A 20975-nucleotide genomic window follows, 5' to 3' on the forward strand; every position below is an offset into this window, starting at 1 on the left:
CCTCTATTTAAATTTAGGTTTATAAAATTGACGACGGTCTAAAGCAAAGATGGGTTCGGTAAATTCTCCACCTTCAACTTTTGCTGTTTCGCTTAACATCATGTTTAAGTTTGCATCCATTAAGTCAATTTGATGAATCAATTCAGCTTCAACAATTTGAGGGACTACTGGACTGCCAAACTCTAATTTACCATGATGCGCTAGAACGACGTGTTTCAATAATACAATCGATTCCATTTCAGGATTAATATTGATTTCACGACAGGCTTGATCTATTAACTCCGACATGATGACAATATGTCCCATCATTTTTCCTTTTAAGGTATATTCCGTTGAGACAGGACCACTTAATTCAATCGTCTTACCAATATCATGAAGGATAATCCCCGCAATTAATAAAGACGCATTTAAATCTGGATAGATTTTTAATAAGCTTTTAGCAATTCTTAACATTGAAACCGTATGGAAACTTAAGCCTCCAACCATTGCATGATGAAATCTTTTCGCTGCTGGATAACTATAAAAGTCCTCTTCAACGGTATTCAAAATTTTATGGACAATACGTACAATATTAGGTTCTCGAATTAAGAAAATGGCTTCATCAATTTCACGTTTAATATCTTCACGTTTGACTTCAACCCGCTCTAGATAAAGGGCTGGATCATTTGGTTCACCTTCTTCAGCTAGTCGTAATTGTTTAATCTTCACTTGCGATTTTCCTTGATAACTATCTCGCATTCCACGTACAAATACAACTTTTCCAGTTTGGAATTTGGCAACTTCCTCATCAGTAGCAGACCAATACATGCCATCCATCGAACCTGATTGATCTTGGAAACTAAAAGCGATAAATGGATTACCATTTCGTGCAATTTTTACTTCTGCTGATTTTATTAATAAAAAGAGGTTAAAATCTTCACCTGTTTGAATATCATACAAATAAGTCATTATTCCACCGCCTTTTCTTCTACTTGCTCAATCTCAGATAAATCAATGGTCTGTTCTTCTTTAAATGATTCAATCGCTTGTTGATCAAAAGTAAAGAACAAGACTTGGATTGTTTCACTAAATTTCTCTAACACTTGGTACATGCTCGTTTTTCTAAATTCATCAAAATTAACGAATGCATCATCAATAATAATTGGTAATTTAACCATTGTAGTAGCACTTTCAACAAATGCTAATCGTAATGCAACATACAATTGCTCTAATGTCCCTTGTGACAATTCATGTGGTTCAAATAAAATACCACTAAACTGCATCACTTTAACACCTTGTTTGTTCAGCTTAATTTGCGTATAACGTCCATAAGATAAACGTTCAAATATTTCATTCGCACGTTCAATCATAGCAGGTACTGGGTCCCCAATACCATGACGCAGTGTTTTAAAGATTAATTCCATCGCGATGCGTTTAGATGTCCACTCTAAAACAGCTTCTCTGACTTCAGCTTCTTTAATCGCTAATTGTTGCGTTAGATTTTGGTAAGTGCCATCTGATTCTAGATTACGAATCGCTACTTCTAAATTAGCACGTTCCGAATGATGTGGTACTAATTGTTCGCGTGTTAATTCCATCTTCGCTTCTAATCGTTTATATTCTTCAACTAGCGCTTGTTTATTCACTACTTCTGCAAGTGCTTCTTCGAAACCGGCCATTTGTTGTTGATATAACTCATGTTTTTCAGTTAATTCTAAAATACGTTCATTATCACGAACTTTGTCAAAGAAAATTAGTTGATTTTGACTATTCGTTGTCGCTAATATGTCATCAATTAAAGCTTGATCATCGGTAGCTTTTTGTTTCAATTGTGCAATTTTAGTTTCGGCTTCCGTAATGCGATCATTTAAATTTTGACCTCTGAACTGCGTTACTTTCAATTGGGCTTCCAATTCTTCAACATAGCGAATTTGAGCCCGTACCGATTCATCATCAAATGGGAAACGTTCGAATAGTGGTTGTAATAAAGCACGCCAATCGTTAATCAATTGTAGATTATGTTCTTTTTCTTCAATGAATTTTTCTTTTACTGATTTCGCTTCAAAATATGCTTTTACCGGATTGGTTTTAAGGACTAATTCGGGATCAGCTGTTGGATAAAACCCTATTGAAACTAACCATTTTTGTAAAGCTTTGTTGACTTCTTCACGTTCTTCCACAATTTTTTCTAAGGCTTCATCACGTTGATTTATTTGAATGCCAATTGCTTTACTTTGTTCTTGATAATCGCTTTCTTTCTCTCTTAATTCTTGTATTTTGCTAACAATTGGACTATTGTGGAAAATATTAAATCGTTTACGATGTTCAAAAAACACATAGAGCGAACTCACTAAACCAATAACAGTTAGAATAGCCCCTAACCAGAATAATACATTCAAATTAAAGACAGAATTAATCATTTGCGATCCCATTAACATTAAACCTAAAATTAGGAAAACAATTCCCATCAAATAATGTTTTAAACTGGTCTCTTCTATCAAAACAGCTTCATCATTCATGCGTTGATTTTCAAGTTTCGCGACTTGCGAACGGACAATGGCACTATAATTCTGTTGTTCTTTGCGTTGTTCCAAATAAACTTTACGCTCGGATTTCAAATTATCTTCTTGTTTGGCTAAATCAATTTTTTTAGATTGAATATCAAGTCCGCTTTCTACTTTTAGTTGATATTCATTATCATCGGCAACGCGTTCAGGATAAAATTGACCTCTGGCCGCTAATTCGTGCATCGATTTTTCTTGTTCATCAATCCGTGCTTGAGCATACTCAATTTTAGCTTGGATGTCTTTTGCTTGTTGAGTTTTTGATAACCATACTTTACGTTCCTCTTCATGGTTCACTGCCCAATTTAAACGGGTCATCGTTCCTAATTCCCCACGAATTAACTCAATCTTTTCTTCTAATTGCCTAATTTCTGAGTGATTGTCAGAAATATCACGATTCGCTTGTTTAATCTTTTCAGGCATTTCGTCTTCAATCTCGGTAAAAACGAGTTGATCTAATTCACGCACAGCTGCTCTATCTTTGATAAAGATGTCATAGCGTCCAACTAACTTGTCTAATTCGCGCATAGAGTTGTCTATTTCTTTAATATTAGCGTTTAATTCAGCAATTGTTTTTTCTTCATTTTGTCTTTTTTGCAGTAATTGATCATATTGTCCCATAGTTTCTTTGGCAGCTTCAACTTTATAGGCTAATTGATCATATTCACTTAATAATAGATTAAGTGGACGATTTTGTGCTTGGGGACGATAAAAATCATCGGTTTCTTTTTCTAATGACTTGGCAATTTTTACAAATTGATCACTTCCCACGGTCCCAATACTTAAGAAATAATCATTAATTTGCTCGGTGTCTAATTGTGAAAGTTCTTGTAAATTTTGCAAATTGAAAGCATAAAATGTATCAAATAAACGTTCATCAAGCCCAGATAATAATGTTTCCAATAGCGCTGGGTCCTTTTCTTCTCCATCCACTGTATGAATTGAAAATTTGGAATCTGTTCGTTCAATCCATAAATCGCCTTCGGGAGTATCTATTAATAAAATACGCCCACCATAGCGACTACCTAATTTAGGTTCATAGCGATTGAGTTGATTGACACGTCGGTGTTTGGTAGGGAAACCAAATAAAATACTTCGGATAAAGGATTGTAAAGTTGATTTTCCAGCTTCATTTGGACCATAAAACAATTGTAATTGTTCATCAATTTCAAAGCTTTGGTCAACCCATTTACCATAACCATAAATATCTAACTTTTTAATTTTCATGGTTATCCTCCTCCGATTCGATACTCAAAGTTTGCAGTAATCGTTGATTAGCTTTTTCAAGCGCATCATTTTTTAAATCCTCGGTTAAAACACTATCTCTTAACCATTTTCGCATGACCGGATGCTTCGTAATCTCTTTAATGACTGTATCGTATAATGTTCCATCTTTAAATTCTTGAAGAGTCGCTAAATAGCTCTCATTCAATAGTTGGTCATATTCAAAAACCTCTAATTGATTATCCGTGACTAATTTGATTTTAACTACTTTAGTAAAGCGTTTCGCCTCATAATTCGGTTGAAATACTTCTGCTAATTGCCCAGATTCAATTTGTTCTTGTAATGCATTGGATAATTTATGAGCATGATTCAAATGAATCGTTAATAAATAAGACTGCTGAGTCCCTTCAGATTCTGCTTCATAATTAGTAACAATGTCTTGAATTTCTGAAATAATCCGCTGTTGATCCCAATCATAATCGCAATATAAATTAGCTGTTTCCCAGACAATGGATGCAAGCGACACAAACTCATTTAAGGTAGGTTGATTTTGACGTAATTCGACAAGATAAGCGCCTTTATCTCCCGATTCTTTAGCATTTTTTCCTTGAATAATACCTGGATATTGAATTAAAGGGACTTCATTTAGCACCATAGCTTGATGAATATGGCCAAGTGCCCAATAATCATATTCTTTGCTTAACAAATCTTGTAAGCTAAAAGGTGCGTAATTGGCTTGTTCGCTTTCAGTGGAATCTAAAGAACCGTGTAATAAACCAATGGTGAAATCAGTTGTTCTCGGATTAATCGGATACTTTTCAATCATTCGTTCTTTAATCCAACGATGATTATAGCTAAAACCATAAATGCGGATAGTTTCATTATTTTTAGTGGTAATATCAAAGTGCTTCACTAATTCTTCCTCGAATAAATGAACATTGTCAGGATAATTCATTGATAAGTGATTCTGCTCGTAATAATCATGATTACCATGGCCTATGACGACTGGAATTTCTGCTTGTTTTAGGCGATTCATTTGCTGAAAGAAAAAATGCTTAGCCGCAATAGTTTGCTTAGTCGCATCATAGATATCGCCTGAAACTAACATTAAATCTACTTTTTGATTAATCGCGATTGAGACACATCGTTCAAAAGACTCAAAGGGAGCTTGAATCAGCTTTTGTTGTAATTGATAATCTTGTTTAGCAATCCCACTAAAAGGAGTATCTAAATGTAAGTCAGATACATGTAGTAATTTCATAGCTGACTCCTTTCAATTTTGTTTTAAAAAATACCAACTGACGCAAATCGACTTCGATTGACACGCAGTTGGCAATTCAGATGGAAAATAAACTATTGTTCGTTATTTTCGCTATATACTTCTTGCAATGGTAATGTAATGATGCGATTAATGTCTTCCATAATTTGACTTAACTGACGTTCACTTTCCATTAATTTATTAATAGACTCATTGGCCATCACTTTTTCTGAAAGTTCTTGATAATCTTTAATTTCATCTTCTGTTGGTTGTTGACCAGTCATTTGCTTCATTTGGAAACTTTGTCCCATTTGTTTAAATTCTTCAAATAATTCATTAGAAGCACTATCTTCTTGAATTGCTTTCATTGTTTCTACTAAATTTTTATAAGCATCTAAGTTACGTAAATCACGTTCTAATTGATTAGCTGTATCATAAATGTTATTTTGTGTCATTTTCTAGTCATCTCCTTTTAAGTTACGTTACTATCATATCAAAATATAGACCATTCTACAATGAAATTACTAAGTAAATTATTTTTTCAGTTAGTATTATCTAATTGTTTTAAAATGGTAATTCAACTGTCTCTAACCATTCACTAGCTGATTGCCATAATTCAGAAGCCTCGTTGCCTAATCTATCAACGACTTTATTTAAGGTTTCACCCGCACCTTCTAACCATGCTTTAAAGCTATCGCCAAAAATATCTTCATCGATAAAGTTACTATCCGCTTCCATTTGTGATGCCATTTGAACATTGAAAGGTGTTTGCGGTGAACTTAACATCAAATTGGTTGTTTGAATATTGAATAGACTCCCCATACCAGTCGGCATCAACTCATCTAGGTTACCATCACCAACATTATCCAAACCAACCCAAGTAACAATGGTAAAGTCTGGTGTATAACCTACCATCCATTTATCACGGGTTTGCATATTGCCTTCGCTCACTTCAGTCGAACCTGTCTTACCAGCAATTAATCCGTAATCGGGGCCAGCACCATAAGCCGTTCCATAACCACCATAAGTGTCGAGCATCATACTCGTCATATCAGCTGAGACATTGGCTGTCATCACCTTATATTTTGTTGGGTTTTCATTATTATAAACAACTTTACCACTTGGGTCCTCAATACGACGAATAAAGTTACTTTCTAAACGCACGCCATCATTACTAAAAGCGGAATAGGCTGATGCTAATTGCTGCGGTGAAACACCGTTTTTCATGGCTCCTAAAGCAAGTGTTAAGGACTTATCTTCTTCTTCAACCTTAATACCAAATTGCGCTAATTTATTAACGGCAGTATCTATTTTAAATTGATCCATCAAGTAGACCGCACTGGTATTTTTACTTTGAGCTAAAGCATAATAAAGTTCAACTTCACCGGTATCGGACACTTGACGGTCATAGTTTTCTGGTGCGTAGTTATCACTACCATATCCTTTTACAACATCCGGCACCATCGAATGGATGGTATAACCTCTTTCCAAGGCACTCACATAGACCGCTAGGGGTTTAATCGTCGAACCAGGAGAACGATACATATCAATTGCACGGTTAAAGCCACGATAGGTATATTCGCCACGTCCTCCATAAACCGCCATTACGCCACCTGTCTTAGGGTCAACCACTACACTAGCACTTTGAACGGTCGGATCAATCCCATCATCACCAAAAATCCAGTCATTCGTATAAGAAGAATCAAGCGCATTTTGATAGTCTGTATTTAAATACGTATAAATCTTATAACCACTTGAAACTAACACATCTTCAGGTATTTTCGCTTTGGCTACTGCTTCAGAAATGGTCGCATCAAAATAAAACGGATATTCATGACTCACCGTATCATAATAAGCATCATTCAGCACAATCGAACTGACCTTAATATTTTCAACATCAGACTGTGAAAGAATACCTTCTTTATACATTAAATCAGCAATGACATTACGACGATCAATCGCTGCTTCATAATCATCAATCGGATTAAAAATATTAGGTCCTTTTAAAATACCCGTTAAAACCATACTTTCATTATAATCTAGGGTGGCGGCACTATGTCCAAAGTAACGCATAGAAGCATCCTCAATCCCCCAGACTCCATTACCAAAATAAGCATGGTTTAAATACATCTCTAAAATTTGATCTTTGGTATATTTCTTTTCAACTTCTAAAGCTAGGAAAAATTCTTTTAATTTACGATTAAACGTTTGATCTAACGTTAAAAACGCATTTTTTACTAATTGCTGTGTAATCGAACTTCCCCCACCACCGGTAGTGTTACGATTGATAATTAAGCGTACAAATGCCCGCCCCATCCCGATTGGGTCAAAGCCGACATGTTGATAGAATCGTTTATCCTCGGTATTGACGACTACTTCACGCATCGGCGTTGAAATGTTTTCTAAACTAACATAACTCCCTTTTTGATCGCGTAAAGTACCGGCCACTTCATCATTGATATCTAGGACTGTTGTATGAGACATTAACGCTTCTTGTAAAGTATCTACGGAAGTTGTTTTCGCAATCAGAACTAAATAACTGGATAAGATTAAAGACAACGTCATCCCTATGAAGATGAGCCATTTCCACCCACGATAATAGCGCCATAAATTTTTGATGCCTTGCCAGATATGACTCGACTTGTTTTGATTAGCCATTTGCGGCACCACCTTTCTTTCATCTATTTCTTCACTTACTATATTATAAAATAAATTAGAAGAATAATTGACTATCCTGCTACTAATTTGTTAAATATCAATTAAATTCATGTAAAATAGTAAGTACTTCATATTTAATCACGAAAAAAGACTGGGAGCAAGCCCCAGCCCTTCATCATCTTGTATTACAACTAATTAAGCATTCGCTTTTAAACGCTCAACTTCACGTGCAATTTCAACTTCTTCATTCGTTGGAATATTTAATACCACGACTTTAGAGTCTTCAGTTGAAATAACCGCTTCTTTACGAGTATCATTACGTTCTGCATCAATTTCTGCACCGAAAACAGTGATACTGTTAATAACATCTTCACGGACAGGAGCTGAGTTTTCTCCAATACCAGCTGTAAAGACAATCGCGTCCACACCATTCATTACGGCAATATATTGACCAATGTATTTTTGAACACGGTTAATAAAAATGTCATATGCAATTTTAGCACGTTCATTTGTTTCTTTTGCAGCCATAATTTCACGCATATCACTTGAAATGCCAGAAATTCCTAATAAACCTGATTGTTTTTGGAAGATATTTAACATTTCATTAATATCGGTAATTTCTAATTTTTTCATTAAGAAAGGAATGATTGAAGCATCAATATCACCAGTACGTGTTCCCATTGTCACACCAGCTAAAGGTGTGAATCCCATAGAAGTATCCACTGCTTTACCACCTTCAACCGCAGTAATTGACGCACCGTTACCTAAGTGACAAGTAATAATTTTTAAATCTTCAATGTTTTTACCTAACATTTCGGCAGCACGACGGCTAACATAACGGTGACTCGTTCCGTGAGCTCCATATTTACGCGCTTTGAAATCTTCATAATATTCATATGGTAAACTATATAAATAATTTTCAGCAGGTAAAGTTGTATGGAATGAAGTGTCAAATACTGCTGCCATTGTTGCATTAGGAACGCGTTCTTTAAATGCACGCATAACTGCTGCTTCCGCTGCATTATGTAATGGTGCAAATTCTGCTAATGCATCTACTTGTTCGATTACTTCATCATCTATTAAAGCAGATTCTTTAAATAATTCGCCACCTGCCACTACACGGTGACCAATTCCCGTAATTTCATCAAATGAATGAATAACATTATTAGCTTCTAATTGTTCAAATAAGATTTCAACAGCTCGATCGTGAGTTGCGATATCCTCCACTAATTTCACTTCTTGGTCGTCACCATATTCTAATTTGAATACAGAGTCATTAATCCCAATACGTTCTACTAATCCCTTAGCGATGACCGTTTCCTCAGGCATCGTATACAATTGAAATTTTAAACTTGAACTACCAGCGTTCACTGCCATAGTAATAGACATTTAACATGTTCCCCATTTCTAAATAATTTTACATAAAACCATTATAACATGAAACGCTTTATTTTTTTAGTATTAAATTCAAAAAAGTCTTATAATATTTGTGAATAGAAGCATGATCCGCTAATAAACGACTCCTATTGTACCAATATTTTCGCTACCTGTGATTGTGAAATAATTAATCAGTTTTTAATCAGATAGCCGTTTACAGTTTTATTTAGCGTGGTATAATGATTGATGAATAAAATAAGAAATTAGGAGCTCTCAATGAAAAGAATAAATGATTATCTCAAAATGGAAACATCAACCATTATTTTCTCAATCGTGATGATTACTTTAGGTTGCGCAATCTATGCGGTAGGTATTAATAGTTTTGTTCTACCTAATAAATTTGCCAGTGGTGGCGTGTCGGGTATTGCGATTATTTTATACTATATGCGTCAAATTAATGTTGGAGCCTCCAACTTTATCCTGAATGCGATTTTACTACTTATCGGCTGGAAATTTATTGAAAAGAGAACACTGGTCTTCACTATTTATGCCTTAGCTATGATGAGTTGGTTCATGGAAATTATCCAAACACCTGGATTCACCTCAGAAAATGTCTTAATTTCTTCGATTGCGGGTGGTGTCATCATGGGGATCGGTATGGGGATTATTGTCCGTGGTAATGGAACGACTGCCGGTACCGATATTATCGCTTTAATGTTAAAAAAATTCTTTGGTTTAGGATTTTCACTGGGTGTCTTCTTAATAAATTTATTAATTATTATTTCGAGTTCCTTTGTTATTGGTTTAGAAAATGCGATTGTCACGTTAATTATGAAGTTTATTGCTAGTTATATGATCGATATATTCACAGAAGGTTTTGATCGTCGCAAATCGTTAATGATTATCTCTGAAAAACAAGACGAAGTAGCGCATGCTATTATTGAACAAGTTGGTCGTGGCTTAACCGTTTTAAAAGCCTATGGTTATTACAGTCATCGCGAAAAAGATGTTTTATATGTCATTGTGAGTCGTCATCAAGTCATCCAAATTCAACGACTCATCTCAAAAATTGATGCTAAGGCCTTTGTTACCATCTCCGATGTCCAACAAGTTATTGGTCAAGGCTTTACTTTCTACGATGCCGATAATCGCAATAAGCGATTTTATTCAGACAATGCCATTACTAATTCACATTAAGATAATGATACCAACAATGGAAATTTAGAAGGGAGTGGATCAGAAGTAGAAAATTGAATAATTTTCGCTTCGTCGGTCTACCCCCGCACAGTTGGGAGTGGTCCAGAAGTAGAAAATGAAATAATTTTCGCTTCGTCTGCCCACCCCCGCACAGTTGGGAGTGGACCAGAAGTAGAAAATGAAATAATTTTCGCTTCGTCTGCCCACCCCCGCACAGTTGAGTAGGTATCAAACAAGTCATTAAGACGCAGTTTGATGCCACTCAACCACTGCGCTTTTATTTAGCGAGCAATAACTTAATTGAATTTGTCAAATTGATGCCAAACCTCATTAAGACGCAGTTTGATGCCACTCAACCACTGCGCTTTGAATTATATAGACATGGCTGAACAGAATTAAAAAAGTTTTTGCCCTGCCTCGCTTGTTACTTTCCTCCTTGAAAATCATTAGATTTATTTTGAAAAAAATTAAACGTACGTCAATATTACAAAAATAATCGGCGACGAGATAGAAATCAATCTTTCTATCTCGTCGCCCTTTTATCTAAATTAAGCTTAATCTTCATCCATTTGTAAGATAGCCATGAATGCTTCTTGAGGTACTTCTACAGACCCCACTTGTTTCATCCGTTTCTTACCTTCTTTTTGTTTCTCTAATAATTTCTTACGACGCGAAACGTCCCCACCATATAATTTGGCTGTTACATCTTTACGCAATGCTTTTATATTCGTTCTCGCAATAATCTTTTGTCCAACCGCAGCTTGGATTGGCACTTCGAATAATTGACGTGGGATAATGCCACGCAATTTCTCAACTAATTCACGACCACGACCATAAGCAAAATCTTTATGAACAATCATACTAAAGGCATCGATTAAGTCGCCATTTAATAAAATATCCATTTTAACTAAGTTAGATGGTTTGTAACCAATAATTTCATAATCTAATGAAGCATAGCCTTTGGTATTAGATTTTAATTTATCGAAGAAGTCATAAATAATCTCAGCCATCGGCAATTCATAAACAACATTGACACGATAATCATCTAAGTAATCCATCGTAATAAAGTTACCACGTTTACGTTGACCAATATCCATTACTGCCCCAACATAGTCATTAGGCACCATAATCGTTGCTTTAACATAAGGTTCGAAAATCTTATCAACTTCAGTTGCTGGTGGCATCATACTTGGGTTATCAACAATTACTTCTTCACCATTCGTCTTTAAAACTTTATAGATAACCGATGGTGCGGTCGTAATTAAATCAATGTTAAATTCTCTTTCTAGACGTTCTTGAATGACATCCATATGCAGTAAACCTAAAAATCCAGTACGGAAACCAAAACCTAATGCTTGCGACGTTTCCGCTTCGAATTCTAAAGCAGCATCATTTAAATGCAGTTTTTCCAAGGCCTCACGTAAATCATTATAGTCATTGGAGTCAACCGGATAAAGACCAGCAAAAACCATTGGATTTAATTTACGATAGCCTTCTAACGGTTCTGCTGCCGGACGATCAGCTGAGGTAATGGTGTCCCCTACCCGTGTATCTTGAATCGTCTTAATTCCAGCCGTTAAATAACCGACATCCCCAACCATTAAATAGTCTCGCTTAATTGGTTTTGGAGAAAATACACCTACTTCGATTACTTCAAATTCTTTGCCATTACTCATTAAACGAATCGTGTCACCTGGTTTAACCGTCCCATTCACAATTCGGACATTTAAGACAACGCCACGATAACTATCGTAAGCTGAGTCAAAGATTAAAGCTTGTAAAGGTTCATCAATATCCCCCGTCGGTGCAGGCACCTTTTCAACTACCTGCTCTAAAATTTGATCAATTCCAATACCGGCTTTGGCACTCGCAAAAACAGCTTCACTGGCATCTAACCCAATAACATCTTCAATTTCTTGTTGAACTCTTTCAGGATCGGCTGCTGGTAAGTCAATTTTATTAATAACCGGTAATATCTCTAAATCGTTATCCAATGCTAAATAAACATTCGCTAAGGTTTGCGCTTCAATCCCTTGAGCAGCATCGACAACCAATAGCGCCCCTTCACAAGCAGCTAATGAACGCGATACTTCATAAGTAAAGTCGACGTGACCTGGCGTATCGATTAAATGAAAAATATACTCTTCGCCGTCATTTGCTTGATACTTCAACTCAACGGCATTTAACTTAATGGTAATACCACGTTCACGCTCTAAATCCATTGAATCAAGCAATTGGTCTTGCATCTCACGATCCGAAACCGTATGGGTTTGTTGTAAAATACGGTCGGCCAAAGTTGATTTACCATGGTCGATATGGGCAATAATCGAAAAGTTTCTTATTTTTTGTTGTCTTTTTAACATATCATCTCTTAAAGACATAATTTCACATCCTTTTGCTTGAATTCAATAAAAACTTATTTCAAGCTTTATACATACATGATTAATAGTAACAAATTTTTGCTTAATTGAATAGTCATTTTTATCATATTCTCTTAAGAATTGATTGACAACGATACTTTATACAACGCTCTTATCGTATCAAACGATCCTTTGAGAAACAAATATTTAATTTTCAGTCATTTTGAGGCATTTTATTTTCCTCATCCCTCATGGCGCTTTTCCACATAAATAAGAGACTGGATGAAACTCAATAAAATTTCTTCCCAGTCCCTTTTTATTTTCTATTTCTAGAGTAGTTAAAATCGTATAAAAACCTTTGACGTTGACGATATATGATTGCTAATGATTACAACCTACAAACGCGATGTTCCTACTGCGACACCGCCGTTGACGTTATATGACTGCTAATCAGTACGACCTACGCAAAAACAAACGATTTTAAACTGATTAAATCTGTTCTTACTAACGACTCATTTAATACTATGGAATATAGTAATAAGCACCATTAGTTAAGATTTCAGCCACTTGATGGACTGACATATCTGGACTTAATTCATATTCTCCTGCTTGAATTAATGTATCTAAGCCCCAGTTTGCAATAATTTCTTGTAACTCAGCTGAATCTTGAATAATACCTTCATCTGCTAAACGATTCGCGATAGTCGTTGAATCTTCCCCTTCACTAATCGTGAAAGTAGTGGTTGAGCTCGCTTCAGCTGCCACTTCATCATTATTTCCTTCCGTCGCTGCTTCCGTCGTTTCGCCTTCGGCTACCGTACTTTCTTCACCACTGGTTGGTTCAATAGAATTACCAGAAGTTGTTTCTTCTTTCTTTTCTGATTGTTTGTTCATTTGCTCTTCTAAGGCTGACATATTCTCAGATAATTTTTGTTTTTCTGACTCTAAATTACTTTTCTCTTCTTGTAATTTACTTACTTCCTCACGATATTGTGCTAATTCCTTATCGTTATTAGAACCATTAAACAAAGAGTTAACCGTCACACCCGGTACCGGTACATTTCCTTGACCAAAAACAGCATAAGCACCTGATAATAACGCCGCACATAAAAAGCCAATTCCCATTGATCTTAATGTTTGTTTACTCATGAAATCATTCCTTTCTAACGATTTTCGATGTAATCATCAACAATCGTTTGAACGGTTTTAACATTCAATGCTACATCAGCTGCAATTTCTTGCATGGTGAATCCTTGAGAATATAAACGAATTACTTCCTCTTTGGTTAATTCGGAAATTTCGGTAGTATCGACTACTTCAACTTCTTCTACTAATTGTTCTTCATCGGTAACTGTTTCGTTAGGATAATTTTGGTCACTACCATAAACTAAAGGAGAAGGTTCTTTTAATTCTTGCTCAATTTCAGCTACTCGTGTTTTAATATTATATAATTCTCTTGATTGTTGAATTTGAAATTCTTCTAATTGTTTTTCAATATTTTGATCGTCTTTTGCATAAATAGAAGCAATCAATAATACGATGGCGATTGCTAATAGTGCAATCACTAAAATCCATATATCCATAAGGCACCTCTTTCATTATTCATACTTTCTATTTTATTCAAAAAACTGAAAATTTTCAATAGTAATGCTATTACAATCAGATTAAGTTTTTCAAAAAAGTTGAAATAAATAGCGTACTGACAGTATAATAGAAGAAAGTATTGCTTTTTTATGGAGGAAATATGAAACAGGAAGAACATACAACCAAAGCCTTATATCTACTAAAGGATAAAGGTAAACATGGGTTATTCAAAATAATTTTTAGTCGTACCGGCGTTATTACCATTTTATTATTAGTTCAAATTTTCTTCCTCTTCTCAATGTTTAAGTGGTTTGGTGAATATTTTCCAATAATCAATGGTATTTCCCTTACATTTTCAAGTTTTATTGTTATTTATATTTTAAACTCACACAAAATTAGTGCCACTGCCAAAACAACCTGGATTATGGTAATCATGACTTTCCCAATCTTTGGTGGCTTACTCTATGCTTACACTCATAGTAATTTAGGACATCGAATTTTAGCGCGTCGCATCAATCATTCCATCGTCCGCAGTGAACATAAAGTTCGCCAAAATCCACAAGTGATAGAAAAGCTAACTAAAGTTAATGAAGGAACTGCTACCCTTGCTCACTATCTAAGATTAAATGGTAATTATCCTGTCTATAATCAAACGACAACTGAGTACTTTAAAACGGGTGAAGATAAATATCAAGCGATGATGATTGAATTAGAAAAAGCCCAACATTTTATCTTTTTAGAGTATTTTATTATCCAAGAAGGTGAAATGTGGGGACACATTCTAGAGATACTTGCCAGAAAAGCAGCCGAAGGGGTTGAGGTGCGTGTCATGTACGATGGTACCAATGCCTTTACCAAAGTTCCTTGGGATTATGATGCGAAGATTCGTCAATTAGGGATTCAATGTAAGATGTTCGCCCCGATTACACCATTTGTATCCACTCACTACAATTACCGTGATCACCGTAAAATACTGGTCATTGATGGGCATACGGCTTTTACCGGTGGCGTTAACTTAGCGGATGAATATATTAACTTAATTCACCGCTTTGGTCATTGGAAAGATACCGCCATTATGTTAAAAGGTGATGCGGTTAAGACATTTACCCTGATGTTTTTACAACTATGGAATATGGATGAAGAAAAGCCGCGTTATTCTGCTTATTTAAATGAAGCCAATCCCCTACCTAACAAACAAAATGGCTTTATCATTCCTTATGGAGACGAACCTTTTGATAATGAAAAAGTTGGCGAAAATGTTTATATCGATATCTTAAACCGTGCTAATCGATATGTACACATCATGACCCCCTATTTAATTCTTGATAGTGAATTAGAAAATGCTATCAAATTTGCTTCCAACCGTGGTGTGGAGGTAAAAATCATTTTACCAGGTATTCCTGATAAGAAAATTCCTTTTGCCCTTGCAAAAACATACTACGCTTCTTTAATGGATGCCGGCGTTGATATCTATGAATATACGCCAGGTTTTATCCACGCAAAAGTCTTTGTCAGTGATAATGATACGGCGGTTGTCGGTTCCATTAATTTAGATTATCGTAGCTTGTACCATCATTTTGAATGTGGTGTTTTACTTTATAAAACAGACTCGATTGCCGATATTGAAGAGGATTTCCAAGAAACATTAGGAATGTCAGAACTTATCTTATTTGATAAACTGAATAGTCGTCCCTTTACTCAAAAATTAACAGGGTGGATCGTTAAAATCTTTGCGCCACTCTTATAAAAATGGTACCTGATGGCTAAATTATTATTATCAGGGTTGTCTAAATTATTTCATAACGTATATAAATTATTAATTTAAAAGAGACCGAGTAGACGTTTAATTGATACGAACGACTCTGTCTCTTCTTTTATGTTATAATAGAGGCTAAGTTTGTAAAAATCTTTAAGACGAAAGGATGTCCATGATGACCTATCAATATATTTTTATCGATTTAGACGATACGATTTTTGATTTTCAAAAAAGTGAACAAAAAGCCTTTAAAAAATTAACGGAACATATTGGTTTCCCCTACTCAGATGACCTATTCAACCAATTTAAACAATATAATCAACAACTATGGCATCAAATCGAATTAGGGACACTTAGTAAGTCAGAACTACTCGCAACCCGCTTTCCGAATTTTTTTGAGCAGTTCGGTTTTTCGGTAGTATCGGATAATATGGATGATTATTTCCGTGATCAACTTGCAGAAGCTGGTGATTTGATTAATGGTGCAGAGAACTTCTTAATTACGCTACAACAACATCAAAAAACATTACTAGCAGCATCCAATGGCGTCTATCCAACGCAAATAAAACGTCTAAATCAAACTGGCATCATCGGCTATTTTGACTATATCTTTATCTCAGAAAAATTAGGCTTTAGTAAACCTGATACTCGCTTTTTCGAAGAATCATTTAAACAAATTAATGATTTTGATTTTGAACAAGCCATTATGATTGGTGATAGTCTTACCTCTGATATGCGTGGTGCGCACAATATTCAAATGCATTCGATTTGGTATAATCCTCACCAAAAGCAACAGCCAGACGACTTAACCATCACCTATCAAGCACAAAACTTCAAAGAAATATTAGATATTTTAATTTAAACTATCAGTGGACGAGCGATAAAATCCAGCACTTTGGTAAACTTGTCCACTTTTTATTCAACCTTTTATACTAATGAATTCTAATCAAGAGCAAAACTCAATCGTTTTTCAACTTTTTGTCTAATTCTTACTGTACGGGAGGTGAATAAACAATTCGAGAATCAATCGATTTGCTTCATTTTTTACTCCGATCAAGGTTTAAAAAAAACAACTGAATTCGTCTTTAACAGCCTTTTTTAAAACCTATACCTGTAAATTGTAATTTTATTTTGCATTAAATTTAAGGGGTGCTTTGCACTAATAAATCGAGTAGGAGACTAGCCATTAATTGACTAGTCTCCTACTCGATTTAAAATAGTCCTTTTTTCAATATATAAATACTTTAACTGCCATAAGCATACCCTTTTTCCAGTTCGTCTTTACTTGTAGTTATTTCTATTGTGATATGATCCTTTACACCCGATGTATGGGCAAGCTCTGCAATTTCTTCTTTGATTTCCCTAGTCTTGTTTATATCGGAAGAGTCTATAAGAACCGTAACGATAAGGGCATTTTCTTCTCCGTCCAGTGACCAAATGTGAAAATGAGAGAGGTCCTTTACAGCAGGAATATTGTTAATGGAGTTCGCCAGGTTCTCTACGTTTACATTTTCCGGCGAACCGTTCAATAAAATTTTCATTGTACTGAAAAATTCAGGTACAGTTTTATAGAGGATATAGAGTGCTATCAAAATCGATAAGATTGGATCCAATCGATAAGCCTCGGTAAAGTTCATTACGATACTCACAACCAAGACCCCAATCCACCCTGATACATCTTCTAGCATATGCAGGTTCAACATGCCTTCGTTTTTAGATGACCCTTTGCTTAGAATCCAAGCCGCATATCCATTCAATCCAATAGCCACGAGTGAAAGCCAAAACATGCCACTGTAATTAACCGGTTGCGGATCAATCAAACGTGGGATACTTCGGTAAATCATAAAAAATGAGCCGCCGATCAGTACTACTCCAGTTATCAACGCCCCTAATAATGAAAAGCGGTTATAACCAAAAGTGAACTGTTCATCTTGCTGCTTTTCTGAGTACCCCTGGAAAAACCAAGCGAATCCAATAGAAATGGAATCTCCTAAATCATGAACGGCGTCGGACATAATTGACACACTATTGAAAAGAGACCCAAAGAAAAATTCAATCATGGAAAAAATAAAGTTGATGAAAAAAGCAATTTTAATATTTTTATTCGGTTGATTTTGGTGCGAGTGATTTTCTTGTTTCTCTGACTTTGAAATTTTAAAAACCTCCATTTAGTTTTATACCTTATTAGCTTTTATTGTTCTTGTTCATTGATATGAGTTAATACTTGTTCGAGAATACTGAAAACATGAAGATCATCAAGACTGTAAACCATGCTTTTCCCTTCTCTTCTTGCCTTCACTAAACGTGAATCTTTCAATATTTTTAGTTGGTGTGAAATCGCGGACTGTTCCATATCCAATGCAAGCACAATGTTTCCAACACTGAGCTCTTCTTTCTGTAAAAGAAAGAGAATTGACAAGCGTGTAGGGTCACTAATCACTTTGAATACTTTGCTTATTGATTGGATCTTCTCTTTATTGATTGGCGAAGTTGTTGATGTATCCATATGCTCTTATTCCTCTCACATGATTTTCTATTCATATATATAATACCACATGAGTAAAACGATGCTAGTTTTTTGTTTATAGACAAAATTAAGACTTTTGTATCAGCAATAGTAGTCCATTTGAATAAGAAGCATCTTGTCTTGACAAAACTCATACAGTGAGTTAATATGATTTTATAAACATATGATTTGTTGTTCATATGTAAAACGTAAAGATTCCATTTACATATGGGACAACTGAAAGGAGTCAGAGACAATGGAAATTACTTGAATACTTCTCTTCTTTTAGTGGGAATTTGTGTGATTTAATAAGTAAATGAATGGAAATCAAAGGAATTATATAGGAAGGTGATAAAAATGGAAACTATCGAAGAACAACAATCTCAAGAAAAACATAATCACAACCACGACCATGACCATGAACACGGAAAAATGCCAATCGTTTTATACTTTATTGGTTTAGCCTTAGCGGTGATCGCTTTATTTTTGAATGAAGATTATCAGTTAATGCGAAATATTTTATTCTCAATCGCTACAATCAGTGCAGGATATCATGTCATTATTCTTGAAGGCCTTGGAGAAACAATCGAGAACTCCAAAGTTCAAAAAAAGTTCATGCCCAACTCTCACATTTTGATGGGATTAGCGGCCATTGGCGCTTCTTTAATGGGGAATTTTTGGGAAGGTACATTATTGATTCTTATTTTTTCTGGTGCACATTTTTTGGAAGATTATGCAGAAGGAAGAAGTAAACGAGAAATCACGAAATTACTCGAAATGAATCCAACGACTGCCCGGTTAATCCAGCCTGATGGCAGTACAAAAAATGTTGACGTCAGTGAATTAAAAGTGGGAGATAAACTTCAAGTATTGAATGGCGATCAAGTCCCCATTGATGGCGTCATTTTGTCAGGCTCTACGTCCATTGATGAGTCATCTATTAATGGAGAAAGTATCCCAAAAGAGAAGTCCAAAGGAGACGACGTTTTCGGAAGTACAATCAATGGAACAGGTACTTTCACAATGGAAGTCACTAAAGAAAATAAAGATACAGTATTTTCAAAAATTTTACAGTTAGTAAACCAGAACCAAGACAACCAAACAAAAGCTGCGAGTATAATCCAAAAATTTGAACCGAAATACGTTACAGTTGTTTTAATTGCCATTCCGTTATTCATGTTATTGGCTCCTTTTCTCCTAGACTGGACATGGTCACAAAGTATCTATAGAGGATTGGTCCTTTTAGTGGCAGCTTCACCCTGTGCTTTAGCAGCGGCTACTGTATCGGTAACTTTATCGACGACTTCTAACTTGGCCAAAAAAGGCGTCCTTTCAAAAGGTAGTTCTTACCTGTCTCAATTAGCCGATACTCAAGCCATTGCATTTGACAAGACAGGAACCTTGACTAAAGGAAAACCTGAAGTAACCAATTACTATTTTGCTGATTCCGTGAACGAAGAAAACATGATTGATATCGTAGTAGCTCTTGAAAAAGAATCCAATCACCCTTTAGCAGATGCTATTCTAAGAAAGTTTGAGCAAAAAAATAAACTAACTATCGAAGTAGAAAACCAGATCGGCAAAGGATTGACAGGAGATTACAAAGGGAGAAATTATCGTATAGGAAAACCGACTTCGTTTGACGATGTTTCAGATGAATATAGTCGTTTAAATAATGAATGGTCGTCAGAAGGTAAGACGGTCGTATACGTAGCAGTAGATGAGGCTGTTATAGGTCTTATTGCCCTCATGGATGTTCCGAGTGAGCATGCAAAAGAAACCATTGATTATTTCAAAGAACAAGGCATACACACCACATTAATTACTGGTGACTCAGAAATGACGGGTAAAGCTGTCGCTAAACAATTAGGAATAGATGAAGTGATTGCGAATGTCATGCCGGAAGACAAATCCAGAATTATAGACGAACAAAAAGAAAAATACGGTGTAGTTACCATGGTTGGAGACGGAGTGAATGATGCCCCCGCTCTCGTAAACGCAGATGTGGGAATCGCTATGGGAGATGGGACCGATGTGGCAGTAGAGGTATCGGATTTAGTTTTAATGCAAAACGATTTATCCAAATTGGTACAATCTCATAATATATCTACGAAAATGAATCGTGTCATTTGGCAGAATATTATTTTTTCAATGGCCGTTGTTGCCTTTTTAGTTGTCGTTAGTTTCTTAGGCTTAACGGATATTGCAATCAGTGTCATTATTCATGAAGGAAGTACATTGGTTGTTATTCTGAATGGGCTTCGATTGTTAAGGTCTAATTCTAAGCCTATCAAAAATTAATAACCTGTTTCAAATATTAACTAATTCTCGTTTTCATATGCCTCTGAAGTTTTGGAAACTTTAGAGGCATATTTTTATAAATCAGTTAGTATCAAAAACAATCGATTATGGGACGATTTTAAATAACAACTTTTATAGACTAGAAGAAGGGTTTTTAGTGCCAAAACTTTGCTCTTTATCTACGTATCTTTACCCACCCTTTATGATACAA

At 35.4% G+C, this 20975-nt stretch carries 15 protein-coding genes; 4 read left to right on the top strand and 11 right to left on the bottom strand.

Translation table 11 applies throughout. The annotated features are described in order from the left end of the window. Positions 1-3: 3 nt before the first annotated feature. The 6 genes from CYJ72_RS01005 to CYJ72_RS01030 all read right to left on the bottom strand — a co-directional run bounded on the left by CYJ72_RS01005 (position 4) and on the right by CYJ72_RS01030 (position 9072). The gene (locus CYJ72_RS01005) at positions 4-948 is read right to left on the bottom strand and encodes a 3'-5' exoribonuclease YhaM family protein (protein ID WP_066124436.1); all 945 of its coding nucleotides are present in this window, start codon (positions 946-948) and stop codon (positions 4-6) included. After that, positions 948-3770 (bottom strand): ATP-binding protein, encoded by a 2823-nt coding sequence (locus tag CYJ72_RS01010; RefSeq protein ID WP_284630184.1) that lies wholly within the window; start codon positions 3768-3770, stop codon positions 948-950. The genes CYJ72_RS01005 and CYJ72_RS01010 overlap by 1 nt, the downstream gene beginning before the upstream one ends. Next, on the bottom strand, positions 3760-5028 hold the full coding sequence (locus CYJ72_RS01015) for a metallophosphoesterase family protein (protein ID WP_066124442.1): 1269 nt from the start codon (positions 5026-5028) through the stop codon (positions 3760-3762). Before CYJ72_RS01015 ends, CYJ72_RS01010 begins: the two co-directional genes overlap by 11 nt. Before the next feature lie 92 nt (positions 5029-5120). Continuing rightward, a complete protein-coding gene (locus CYJ72_RS01020; RefSeq protein WP_066124444.1) occupies positions 5121-5480 on the bottom strand; it encodes a YlbF/YmcA family competence regulator in 360 nt (119 codons plus the stop codon). A 109-nt stretch (positions 5481-5589) separates the two neighbouring features. Beyond that, positions 5590-7683: a transglycosylase domain-containing protein gene (locus tag CYJ72_RS01025; protein ID WP_174519393.1), complete on the bottom strand. Its 2094-nt coding sequence runs from the start codon at positions 7681-7683 to the stop codon at positions 5590-5592. A 195-nt stretch (positions 7684-7878) separates the two neighbouring features. Then, positions 7879-9072 carry an acetate/propionate family kinase gene (locus tag CYJ72_RS01030; RefSeq protein ID WP_284630185.1) on the bottom strand — a complete coding sequence of 398 codons (1194 nt, stop codon included), beginning with the start codon at positions 9070-9072 and terminating at the stop codon, positions 7879-7881. 264 nt (positions 9073-9336) lie between these two features. On the opposite strand from CYJ72_RS01030, the gene CYJ72_RS01035 reads away from it, so the two are divergent. After that, positions 9337-10257 (top strand): YitT family protein, encoded by a 921-nt coding sequence (locus CYJ72_RS01035; RefSeq protein WP_101813202.1) that lies wholly within the window; start codon positions 9337-9339, stop codon positions 10255-10257. A 554-nt stretch (positions 10258-10811) separates the two neighbouring features. Here the strand turns inward: CYJ72_RS01035 and lepA are convergent. From lepA to CYJ72_RS01050, 3 genes are all read right to left on the bottom strand, one after another. Further along, entirely contained in the window at positions 10812-12638 is a 1827-nt protein-coding gene (gene lepA / locus CYJ72_RS01040) for a translation elongation factor 4 (RefSeq protein ID WP_101813203.1), read from the bottom strand. Positions 12639-13139: 501 nt separating this feature from the next. Further along, positions 13140-13766 (bottom strand): endolytic transglycosylase MltG, encoded by a 627-nt coding sequence (locus tag CYJ72_RS01045; protein ID WP_066124450.1) that lies wholly within the window; start codon positions 13764-13766, stop codon positions 13140-13142. Positions 13767-13780: 14 nt separating this feature from the next. Then, the gene (locus CYJ72_RS01050) at positions 13781-14200 is read right to left on the bottom strand and encodes a helix-turn-helix domain-containing protein (RefSeq protein WP_066124454.1); all 420 of its coding nucleotides are present in this window, start codon (positions 14198-14200) and stop codon (positions 13781-13783) included. A gap of 161 nt (positions 14201-14361) precedes the next feature. Between CYJ72_RS01050 and cls the strand changes: the two genes are divergently transcribed. Continuing rightward, positions 14362-15948 (top strand): cardiolipin synthase, encoded by a 1587-nt coding sequence (gene cls, locus CYJ72_RS01055; RefSeq protein WP_157064754.1) that lies wholly within the window; start codon positions 14362-14364, stop codon positions 15946-15948. Between the two features lie 184 nt (positions 15949-16132). Beyond that, the gene (locus CYJ72_RS01060) at positions 16133-16819 is read left to right on the top strand and encodes a YjjG family noncanonical pyrimidine nucleotidase (protein ID WP_284630186.1); all 687 of its coding nucleotides are present in this window, start codon (positions 16133-16135) and stop codon (positions 16817-16819) included. Positions 16820-17201: 382 nt separating this feature from the next. On the opposite strand, the gene CYJ72_RS01065 is transcribed toward CYJ72_RS01060, so the two are convergent. After that, a complete protein-coding gene (locus CYJ72_RS01065; RefSeq protein ID WP_284630187.1) occupies positions 17202-18125 on the bottom strand; it encodes a cation diffusion facilitator family transporter in 924 nt (307 codons plus the stop codon). A gap of 23 nt (positions 18126-18148) precedes the next feature. Next, positions 18149-18463 carry an ArsR/SmtB family transcription factor gene (locus CYJ72_RS01070; protein WP_048728532.1) on the bottom strand — a complete coding sequence of 105 codons (315 nt, stop codon included), beginning with the start codon at positions 18461-18463 and terminating at the stop codon, positions 18149-18151. A 357-nt stretch (positions 18464-18820) separates the two neighbouring features. On the opposite strand from CYJ72_RS01070, the gene CYJ72_RS01075 reads away from it, so the two are divergent. Beyond that, positions 18821-20764: a heavy metal translocating P-type ATPase gene (locus tag CYJ72_RS01075; protein ID WP_066124459.1), complete on the top strand. Its 1944-nt coding sequence runs from the start codon at positions 18821-18823 to the stop codon at positions 20762-20764. Positions 20765-20975: the final 211 nt, after the last annotated feature.

The sequence above is a fragment of the Globicatella sanguinis genome (genome assembly GCF_002847845.2).
In the GTDB taxonomy this organism is placed as follows: domain Bacteria; phylum Bacillota; class Bacilli; order Lactobacillales; family Aerococcaceae; genus Globicatella; species Globicatella sanguinis.

Coding starts and splice junctions, on each gene's coding strand:
- CYJ72_RS01005 (WP_066124436.1), bottom strand. CDS start 948: ATGACTTATTTGTATGATATTCAAACAGGTGAAGATTTTAACCTCTTT.
- CYJ72_RS01010 (WP_284630184.1), bottom strand. CDS start 3,770: ATGAAAATTAAAAAGTTAGATATTTATGGTTATGGTAAATGGGTTGAC.
- CYJ72_RS01015 (WP_066124442.1), bottom strand. CDS start 5,028: ATGAAATTACTACATGTATCTGACTTACATTTAGATACTCCTTTTAGT.
- CYJ72_RS01020 (WP_066124444.1), bottom strand. CDS start 5,480: ATGACACAAAATAACATTTATGATACAGCTAATCAATTAGAACGTGAT.
- CYJ72_RS01025 (WP_174519393.1), bottom strand. CDS start 7,683: ATGGCTAATCAAAACAAGTCGAGTCATATCTGGCAAGGCATCAAAAAT.
- CYJ72_RS01030 (WP_284630185.1), bottom strand. CDS start 9,072: ATGTCTATTACTATGGCAGTGAACGCTGGTAGTTCAAGTTTAAAATTT.
- CYJ72_RS01035 (WP_101813202.1), top strand. CDS start 9,337: ATGAAAAGAATAAATGATTATCTCAAAATGGAAACATCAACCATTATT.
- lepA (WP_101813203.1), bottom strand. CDS start 12,638: ATGTCTTTAAGAGATGATATGTTAAAAAGACAACAAAAAATAAGAAAC.
- CYJ72_RS01045 (WP_066124450.1), bottom strand. CDS start 13,766: ATGAGTAAACAAACATTAAGATCAATGGGAATTGGCTTTTTATGTGCG.
- CYJ72_RS01050 (WP_066124454.1), bottom strand. CDS start 14,200: ATGGATATATGGATTTTAGTGATTGCACTATTAGCAATCGCCATCGTA.
- cls (WP_157064754.1), top strand. CDS start 14,362: ATGAAACAGGAAGAACATACAACCAAAGCCTTATATCTACTAAAGGAT.
- CYJ72_RS01060 (WP_284630186.1), top strand. CDS start 16,133: ATGACCTATCAATATATTTTTATCGATTTAGACGATACGATTTTTGAT.
- CYJ72_RS01065 (WP_284630187.1), bottom strand. CDS start 18,125: ATGGAGGTTTTTAAAATTTCAAAGTCAGAGAAACAAGAAAATCACTCG.
- CYJ72_RS01070 (WP_048728532.1), bottom strand. CDS start 18,463: ATGGATACATCAACAACTTCGCCAATCAATAAAGAGAAGATCCAATCA.
- CYJ72_RS01075 (WP_066124459.1), top strand. CDS start 18,821: ATGGAAACTATCGAAGAACAACAATCTCAAGAAAAACATAATCACAAC.